Source organism: Gordonia sp. NPDC003429 (assembly GCF_053588575.1).
Genome location: NZ_JBSFQF010000036.1, coordinates 1 through 8945 on the forward strand (window position 1 = coordinate 1; position 8945 = coordinate 8945).

Consider the following 8945-nt stretch of genomic DNA (forward strand, 5'->3'; position numbering starts at 1 on the left):
ACGACCGCAAACACCCCTTCGTGTGGACGAAACCGGTCGAGGAGATTCTCAAGAAAGCTCAACCGAAAACCAACTAACGAAACGCGACACTAGCGGCTCACAGGTCAATACGGTGGTGGTTTCCGACGCGACGAGTGTCGTCCCGGGTGCCGGGACCGGGGCGGTTGTGACGGCGCCGACGACGAGCATGAGGGCGATCGCGCCGGGCAGGACGGCGGGAAGAACACGGGCTCGTCGCATGGCAGATGTCTTTCCGGTCAGTTCTGGTGCAACAACACTTGGGTGACAGGACTATCAAGCGGCCGATCGATTCGAGTGCGACGTCGACAGATCGTTACCCCGCGGGTCCGCTTCCGAGACCGAGCCTGCGAGACGAGCACCATCTCGATGGCGGATCGCCGGACATGTGATCGGCGCCACGCGCGCTGTGTACACTCGTGCACAGCACCAGGGCGGGAGATCGGGTGAACCTTCTCAAGTGGAGTAAGCGGCCTGCGGCCGACGTGGAAGCGACGCGTCCGGAGGTCAACATCGTGCGCGGGCTGATCGCGCGGGCCACCACTCCGCTGCTGCCCGACGACTATCTGCACCTGATCAACCCGCTGTGGTCGGCCCGCGAACTGCGCGGGCGGGTGGAGAGCGTCGTCAAGGAAACCGACGACAGCGCCACCGTCACGATCCGCACCGGATGGGGATTCCCGGCCAACTACCGGCCCGGCCAGTACGTGGGTATCGGCCTGGACATGGGGGGCCGTTGGCATTGGCGGTCGTACTCGCTGACCTCGTTCGGCAGCACCGCCGACAAGACCATCTCCGTCACGGTCAAGGCCAATCCGGACGGTTTTCTGTCCACGCATCTCGTCGACGGCGTGGCGCCGGGCACCATCATCCGCCTGGCCGCGCCCAAGGGTGACTTCCATCTGCCGCAGCCCACGCCCGACGCGATCCTGTTCCTCACCGCGGGCAGCGGGATCACACCCGTGATGGCGATGCTGCGCTCGCTGCACCATCACAACCAGACGCCCGACATTGTGCACGTGCACGCCGCTCCCACCCGTGAATCGGTGATCTTCCTCGACGAACTCGAGCGCATGGACACCGAAACACCCACGTACACACTCGATCTGCGGATCAGCAAGGACGACGGACGATTCGACCTGAACCAGCTCGATGCCACGGTTCCCGACTGGCGTGAGCGGTCATGCTGGGCGTGCGGGCCCGTCGAGTTCCTCGACGACGTCGAGACGCTCTACGGCGAGAACGAACTGTCGGATCAACTGCACATCGAACGATTCGCCATTGCCCGCACCGACGTCGGAGGCGAAGGTGGCACCGTCACCTTTGCCACGTCGGGCAAGAGCACCGAGATCGACGGTGCCACCACACTCCTTGAAGCAGGCGAGGAGTTGGGAATCCAGATGCCCTTCGGATGCCGGATGGGGATCTGTCAAACCTGCGTTGTTCCGCTCGCCGGGGGTTACGTGCGCGATCTGCGCAGCGGCGACGAGCGACGCGAAGGTGATCGCATACAGACATGCATTTCCACCGTGTCCGGGGAATGCACGCTCGACCTCTAGGAGGCTCCATGGCCATCACCGACATCGATCGGTACGCACACCTCACCGAAGCCGACGTCGAAGCCCTCGGCGCGGAACTCGACGCCATCCGCCGCGACATCGAGGAATCACGCGGTGTAGCCGACGCGCGATACATCCGGCGCACCATCGCATTTCAGCGCGCTCTCGCCGCGGGAGGCCGTGTGGTGCTGATGTTCAGCAACCGTAAACCCATGTGGCTGTTGGGTACCGGGATGCTGGGCGTGGCCAAGATCGTCGAGAACATGGAACTCGGCCACAATGTGATGCACGGACAATGGGATTGGATGAACGATCCCGAGATCCACTCGTCGTCGTGGGAGTGGGACACCACATGTCCGAGCGTGCAGTGGAAGCACTCCCACAACTTCGTGCACCACAAGTACACGAACATCGTCGGCATGGACGACGATGTGGGCTACGGCATCCTGCGCGTCACCCGCGATCAGCCCTGGGAGTGGTGGAACGCCGGCAACTCCGTCTACAACTTCTTGCTCGCAACGTTTTTCGAGTGGGGTGTGGCGCTGCATCATCTCGAGGCGGAGAAGCTGCGTACGGGCGAGAAGTCGTATCGGGCCGCGCTGCGTGACCTCCGAGTGATCGGCCGCAAGGTGGGCAAGCAGGCGGCCAAGGACTACCTGATCTTCCCCGCGCTGGCCGGACCGAACTGGTTCACCACGCTCACCGCCAACGCCACCGCGAACTTCATCCGCAACTACTGGGCGTACGCCGTGATCTTCTGCGGACATTTCCCCGACGGCGCCGAGAAGTTCACCGTGCGGGAGTACGAGGAGGAGGACCAGCCGCGCTGGTATCTGCGACAGATGCTGGGGTCGGCCAACTTTCACGCCGGACCGCTGATGCGGTTCATGAGTGGCAACCTGAGTCACCAGATCGAACACCACCTGTTCCCCGACCTGCCCAGCAGCCGGTACGAGGAGATCGGAGTGCGGGTACGCCAACTGTGCGACAAGTACGACCTGCCCTACACCACCGGGTCGCTCGCGCACCAGTACATGCTGACGTTCCGGACGATCGCCAAACTCTCGCTGCCCAACGCACTGCTCAAGGCGGGACCCGACGATGCCCCCGAGACCGCATCGGAGTTGCGGTTCAACATCATCGAGGGAACCAAGACACACTTCGGTGTCGATGAGAAGACGGGTCGACGACGCGGACTGCGTACCGCGCTGCGGGAACTGCGGCAGTCGAAGGTGCGGGTTGCGTGACCACTCGCTGATCGAGCGGTGCACTTGCTGATCGAGCTTGTCGAGATCACTTTCTCCGGTGGGTGGTTTCGACAAGCTCAACCAGCGGGGGACCGCTCAACCAGCGGGGGTCGAGATCACTTCGTCCGGTGGGTGGTTTCGACAAGCTCAACCAGCAGAGGACCGCTCAACCAGCGGGGGCCACTTGCTGATCGAGCGGTGCGCTTGCTGATCGAGCTTGTCGAGATCACTTCGTCCGGCGGGTGGTTTCGACAAGCTCAACCAGCAGAGGACCGCTCAACCAGCGAGGGGCCGCTCAACCAGCGGGAGTCGAGATCACCCCCGCCAGCGCAGGGTCTCCAACGCGACGCCGACGTCGAGGAGGTTGTCGGCCAGTGGACGGGGGAGGAGTTCGTCGGCGCGGGCGAGGCGTCGGATCACGGTGTTGCGGTGCGTGTACAGTTGCTCTGCTGTACGAGAGGTGTTGCACTGCAGAGTGATCCACCGATGGACGGTGTCGAGGAGATCCTTGTCGGCGTGCATCAGGTCGCCGAGTGTGTCGGCGACGAAGCTGTCGGCGTCGTCGGGGTCGGCGGTGACCAGCGAGACCAGTCGGACGTCGTCGTACCGGGCGAAGCGCTGATCGCCGGCCAGTCGCGCCATGATGCGTTGCGTGGCCAGCGCCTGAAAATGGCTGCTGCGGAACCCTTCCACGTCCTGCGCGCTCCTGCCGATCGCCACCCGTACCGACGGCGCCGGAGTGCGGGTGGGGATGTGGGAGTCGGGAACCGGTAGCCACACCCACAGGGACGCGGCACTGGCGATCACGGTGAGCCGGGTATCACAACCGGCCGATCCGGCGAACTTGTCGGCCTCGGCCTCCAGCGTGGCGGTGGGATCAGGCCCGTCGCTCCACAACACCAGCGCGGTATGGGTGCCCGACAGGGAGTAGCCGAGTTGCGCTTCGGCGCGTGCGACCGGGATGGGTGCGCCCTCGAGCAGCAACGCCACGGCCTCCCGCCGCTGCGCGTGGGTGCCGCGGTTGAGTTCGTCGCGCGCGTCGCGCATCCGTTCGCTCATCGCGTCGACGGTGTCGTCGATGAAGGTGGAGATCGACAGCGAGGTGACGTCGAGCAGTTCACGTAGCTGGACCGGGTCGTCGGTGAGGGTGAAGCAGATCTGCATCCACAGCCGCCACGCGACGCTCTGGGCGGTGCGGAAGGCGTCCAGCGACGACTCGTCGAGGCCGCGTCGGACCAGGTCGCGCGTGGCGGTCAGGATCTCGGGCGTGATGTCGGCAGGCACTCGCTCGCCGGGATGCAGCACGTTGTGGTGGGCCCATCGCATGGTGTTGGCGAGGTTGGTTTGGCGGGTGCCGGCCGCGAGCACGGGGTCATCGGCGATCGCCTTCATCCGTGCGCCGCCGAGCGCTGCCTCGTGGAGAAGTTCGATCCACTCGGGTGGGGGGTCGATGATGAGGGACGCGCCGCGGCGGATCAACTCACGGACCTCGGGTGACACTGGGGGCCAAGGTTCGGACATGTGAACATTCTGCACCTTGAATCATCGAACCTGGGTGCACATTGTCAGTGGTGTGATCTGCGCTACGCGTGAATGATGGAACGTGACAACGCCGGGTGTCACATTACCCGGCTCGGACGAAGGAGGACGGATGCCGACCACGGCGACGCCTGTCGAAACCCTGGACATCCTGATCATCGGAGCCGGCGTGTCCGGCCTCGGAGCCGGTCATTACGTCACCACGCTGCTGCCGGAGAAGAGCTTCGCGATCCTCGAGGGTCGCGACACCATCGGTGGTACGTGGGATCTGTTCCGTTACCCGGGTATCCGCTCCGACAGCGACCTGCACACCTTCGGATTCGCGTTCAAGCCGTGGGTCGATCGGCAATCGATCGCCGACGCGGACCGCATCATGCAATACCTGCACGAGGCCGTCGACGAGGACAAGCTCAACGAGCACATCCGCTATCAGCACATGACGCGGTCGTTGTCATGGTCGTCGGACGAGCAGTTGTGGACGGCCGAAGTTGACCGGCTAGACACCGGCGAGCGCGTGGTGATCAAAGCGCAGTGGGTGTACGCGGGGTCGGGGTACTACAACTACGACGAGGGCTTCACCCCGAAGTTCGAGGGCGTCGAACGGTTCGAGGGCCAGATCGTGCACCCGCAGCATTGGCCCGAGGACCTTGACTACGCCGGTAAGAAGGTGGTGGTGATCGGCAGTGGCGCCACTGCGGTGACCCTGCTGCCGGCGATGGCCGACAAGACCGAACACATCACGATGCTGCAGCGCACGCCGACATACATCGTGCCGCTCCCCAAGCACGACCCGTTCGCGATCGCCGCGCGCAAGGTGTTGGGCGACGAGCGCGGCTACGAAGCGGCGCGGTGGAAGAACATCGCGCAGCAGCGGCTGCTGTACGAATCCTGCCAGCGATTCCCGAAGACATCGCGCAAGGTGATTCGGAAGATCAATTCGATGCTGCTGCCCGACGATTTCGATGTGGACACACATTTCAATCCGCCGTACAACCCATGGGATCAGCGGCTGTGCGCGGTGCCCGACGCCGACCTGTTCCGCGCGGTGAGCACGGGCAAGGCGTCGGTGGTGACCGATCGGATCAAGACCTTCACCGAGAAGGGGCTGCTGCTCGAGAGCGGCAGGGAACTCGACGCCGACATCATCGTGACCGCAACGGGTTTGAACGTGCGCCTGTTCGGTGGGATGGACCTGTCCATCGACGGCGAACCCTTGAAGCTGTCGGACAAGGTGCTGTACCGGGGCACCCTGCTCAGTGGGGTACCGAACCTGGTGATGGCCTTCGGCTACACCAACTCGTCGTGGACGCTCAAGATAGGCCTCATCTGCGAATATTGGTGCCGGTTGATGAAGTACATGGACGCGCGGGCCTACACCGAGGTCGAGCCGGTGGCGCCGTCCGGGATGGAGACGCGACCCGCGATCGACTTCGGGGCCGGCTACATCAAGCGGGTCTCCGACCAGTTGCCGCGGCAGGGTGTCGACGAACCGTGGACCATGTCGATGAGCTACTACAAGGACCGAAAGGCGCTGGGCAGCGACGTCGCCGACTTCGAGAATCTCCAGTTCTCCCGCCGCCAGGTGAAAGCCGTTGTGGCTGAGCCGGTGTCGGAGGTCGTTGCGGAGCAGGTGCAGCCGGTCGCGGGCTGACGGTATTGCGATATAAACGTGGTCACAGCGGACTGCGGAGACAATAATTGTCGTCGCGGCCCGCTGCGGCCCCGTCTATATCGCGCTGGGCTCGGAGATCGGCGTCATCCGACGGGGAGGTGCGCGAAAAAGTCGTCGGGATCGAATCGGATGCTCCACGGTTCGTTGTTTGCGTACTCTTCGTCGACGCGGTTGCAGATTTCGAAGTAGTTGATCCCCGGACCAGCGACTCTCCCCATCAGTAGAGGCGGCCCGGATGTCGGACTGCTCAACACTGACCCGATGTCGTGGGTACTTACGTAGTCGGACAGCGCTTTGGTGGTGAGGAAGCGAACATCGTCCGGTAGCGCTGTGTCTGTCGAGGCTTGTGCTCGGGCCAAGACCTGCCCGAGCGTTTCATCCTCTCTGCGCTCAATGGGCTGGGTCTGTTCGCGGATGCTATTTTCCGAAGCCCGGAGCCAGTTGATCACGGACTCGATGGTTGCGCCGTCAGAATCTGTTTCGACCAGCGTGGTTGCGGTATTGGAGGCCAGGTCTGTGGCTATAAGCGCAAGGCGGGCAGGGTGTTCGGGGCGCCGACGAACTTCAAGGCGGAGGCGATAGTCCGGGGGAGGACTCTGACCACCAGCCTTCGGGGATAGTGTCAATCCGGCGCCGGTGTCGCCGCCGCGAAAGTCGAACTGAGGCAGGTGGTCGAAGAAGTCGTCGATGTCAAATCTGAAGTGCCACGGCGCCGCCTTCTCATCGAGTCCTATCCAGTTGCAAACTTCGTGCCCTGCGTTGCCCACCCCCAACAACACGGGCGAGGTCTTCATGTGTGAACTACTTGTCGAAATGCGATGTGATTCATCGTAGTTCGATATCGGCATCACGATGAGATCGATGATCTCATCTGACAAGTCGGCTCGGAAGAACTGTTTGGCTCGCAGGAGGGTAAGGCCGATGGTCTCGCCTCGACGCTGAGGCAGTACGGGCGGATCGTGACGGATCGACTGCTCGTTGTCGGAGAGCCACTGGAGGAGTGGTCCGAGCTCCAGATCGGCACAAAAGAGGACCTTCTCCACGCCTGTCTCAAGTTCCGTCGCCACGAGGGAAACGTCCTCGAACCAGTCCAAGAACGACGCCGGACCGCGGTGGCGAGGGCCGCGGACCTCAAGTCGGAGGCGGACAGTCTTTGGGACGGAATCCATCAATGCAACCACGGTGCTGGCTTGGAAATCTGCATCATTCCGCCGGGAGGTGCGCAAAGAAGTCGTCGGGATCGAATCGGATGCTCCACGGTGTGTCATGTGCGTACTCTCCGTCGACGCGGTTACAGATTTCGAAGTACTCGAACCCGCGACCTGTTGCGAACCCGAGAAGTATGGCGGGTCCCGACGTGGAGACCGCAGCAGCACTTGGGAGACAGTGGAATTCGATGTAGTCGGACAGAGACTTCGATGCGAGCGCTATCAGATCCTCCTTCGGAAGATCATCCGACACTGTGCGGGAGGCTCTCGCCAGCATCTGGCCAAGGGTTTCGTCGTCATGCATCTCGATGGGTGGCCGGTCGGACCGGATATGTTCTTCAGATCCTCGCAGCCACAGCAAAATCGGGCGTAGCGCATCCTGGCCTGCGGAGAACAGGATCCTCTCGCGGTGGTCGTCGATCCTCTGCGCAATCAGCTCGGTGCGCAGCTCGGAGTCAGGTGAGGAGTTTTCAGAACTACGGCGGACGACAAGGCGGAGGGTCGAATCTACTGCAGCAGGCGGTGCTTTCGGTTGATCGGCAGAGAGCCGGAGACCTGATGAATGGTCGCCAGTGACATCGAAACTCGGCAAGTGGGTGTAGAAATCGTCAATGTCAAACAGGTAGCGGGAGGATGCGCTTACCGAGTCTTCATCGGTGAACTTGCTGATTTCCATACCATCGCGACCAAGTCCAATCAGAAGTCGTGGTACCCCAGCCATTCCCGGCATCCCAGCCGCCAGGCAGTGGGACTGAAGATACGCTGACACAGGCATCGCAGCGAGTTCGAAGAGGTTGTCGGGCAGATCCTCGTCCAGGACCGAGTAGGCGCGTTCGAGTGTCCGCGCGATCGTCTCACCTGGGTGTTGGATTAGCGGCGTGTGGCCCTCGCGGATCTCTCGCTCATTGTCGGCAAGCCACTGCAGTAGCGGCCCAAGAGTCCAGTTGCCACGGAACAGTAGAGTCTCCTCGTCGGAACCGATGTCGATGGCCACGAGTGTCAGGTTCTCGAACCAATCGAAGAACGACGACGGGCCTCGATGTCGGGGACCACGAGGTTCCAGTCGCAGCCGGACCTCACGGGGGCGGTTGATTGTCATTTCCTCTTCCAGGGCAACGGGATTCGTCGGGTAGCTATGTACCAATCCGATAAGCATTCCCTTGCCAACCTGGCTAGTTGTTGCCCTTGCCGCGCTGGTGAATCGCAGCGACGCCGCGGGGAGCTGTGGAGCTGGGTCGGGCAACTGTTGCGGCGTCTCCGACAGGTCCGACCTGGCCGGTCCACTTGCCACCGTCGCGGGCCGAGGCACGATACCCATGCGTTCGGACAGTCTAACCACGATACGGTTGGGCGGTTGGTCCGGTTCGAGGAGGTGTGGATGACGCCCGTCGTGTGACGGACCACGAGAGGTAGTGCCAGCATCGCAGGTCGGGTGGTGGATTTCGTGGACGGTCAAGATCGGGCGTCAGCCAGTCGGAGGCTGGCGGCATTAGCGATACAGACGGGGTCACAGCGGACTGCGGAGACAATTATTGTCGTGGCGGCCCGCTGTGGCCCCGATTATATCGAGGATGAAGTAAGCAGCGGCGTCACGGTGGTATCTGGTCTGGCGTGTCCCCCGTGAGCCGGTCCGGGTTGTTTTAGAGTCCTGATTGCCCTGATGAGGGCGGAGAAGGGACGATGAAGAACATGGCAGGACGGA

At 62.8% G+C, this 8945-nt stretch carries 6 protein-coding genes; 3 read left to right on the top strand and 3 right to left on the bottom strand.

What is annotated here, in order from left to right; all coding sequences use genetic code 11:
- The first annotated feature begins 464 nt into the window (after positions 1–464).
- Complete coding sequence (locus ACWDSI_RS20170) at positions 465–1577, top strand: ferredoxin reductase (protein WP_449748438.1); 1113 nt, start codon at positions 465–467, stop codon at positions 1575–1577.
- Positions 1578–1585: 8 nt separating this feature from the next.
- Positions 1586–2824: a fatty acid desaturase family protein gene (locus ACWDSI_RS20175; RefSeq protein WP_449748437.1), complete on the top strand. Its 1239-nt coding sequence runs from the start codon at positions 1586–1588 to the stop codon at positions 2822–2824.
- A 315-nt stretch (positions 2825–3139) separates the two neighbouring features.
- On the opposite strand, the gene ACWDSI_RS20180 is transcribed toward ACWDSI_RS20175, so the two are convergent.
- Complete coding sequence (locus ACWDSI_RS20180) at positions 3140–4345, bottom strand: PucR family transcriptional regulator (RefSeq protein ID WP_449757642.1); 1206 nt, start codon at positions 4343–4345, stop codon at positions 3140–3142.
- A 130-nt stretch (positions 4346–4475) separates the two neighbouring features.
- On the opposite strand from ACWDSI_RS20180, the gene ACWDSI_RS20185 reads away from it, so the two are divergent.
- The gene (locus ACWDSI_RS20185; RefSeq protein ID WP_449757643.1) at positions 4476–6014 is read left to right on the top strand and encodes a flavin-containing monooxygenase; all 1539 of its coding nucleotides are present in this window, start codon (positions 4476–4478) and stop codon (positions 6012–6014) included.
- A 104-nt stretch (positions 6015–6118) separates the two neighbouring features.
- Here ACWDSI_RS20185 and ACWDSI_RS20190 read toward each other — a convergent pair whose 3' ends face one another.
- Both ACWDSI_RS20190 and ACWDSI_RS20195 read right to left on the bottom strand, forming a co-directional pair.
- Positions 6119–7204, bottom strand: a complete 1086-nt coding sequence (locus ACWDSI_RS20190; protein ID WP_449757644.1) for a hypothetical protein — start codon at positions 7202–7204, stop codon at positions 6119–6121.
- A gap of 34 nt (positions 7205–7238) precedes the next feature.
- Positions 7239–8237, bottom strand: coding sequence for a hypothetical protein (locus ACWDSI_RS20195; RefSeq protein ID WP_449757645.1), 999 nt, complete (start codon positions 8235–8237; stop codon positions 7239–7241).
- Positions 8238–8945: the final 708 nt, after the last annotated feature.

Excerpts from the sequence above, each read along its gene's own strand:
- ACWDSI_RS20175 (WP_449748437.1), top strand. The coding sequence starts at position 1,586 with ATGGCCATCACCGACATCGATCGGTACGCACACCTCACCGAAGCCGAC.
- ACWDSI_RS20180 (WP_449757642.1), bottom strand. The coding sequence starts at position 4,345 with ATGTCCGAACCTTGGCCCCCAGTGTCACCCGAGGTCCGTGAGTTGATC.
- ACWDSI_RS20185 (WP_449757643.1), top strand. The coding sequence starts at position 4,476 with ATGCCGACCACGGCGACGCCTGTCGAAACCCTGGACATCCTGATCATC.
- ACWDSI_RS20190 (WP_449757644.1), bottom strand. The coding sequence starts at position 7,204 with ATGGATTCCGTCCCAAAGACTGTCCGCCTCCGACTTGAGGTCCGCGGC.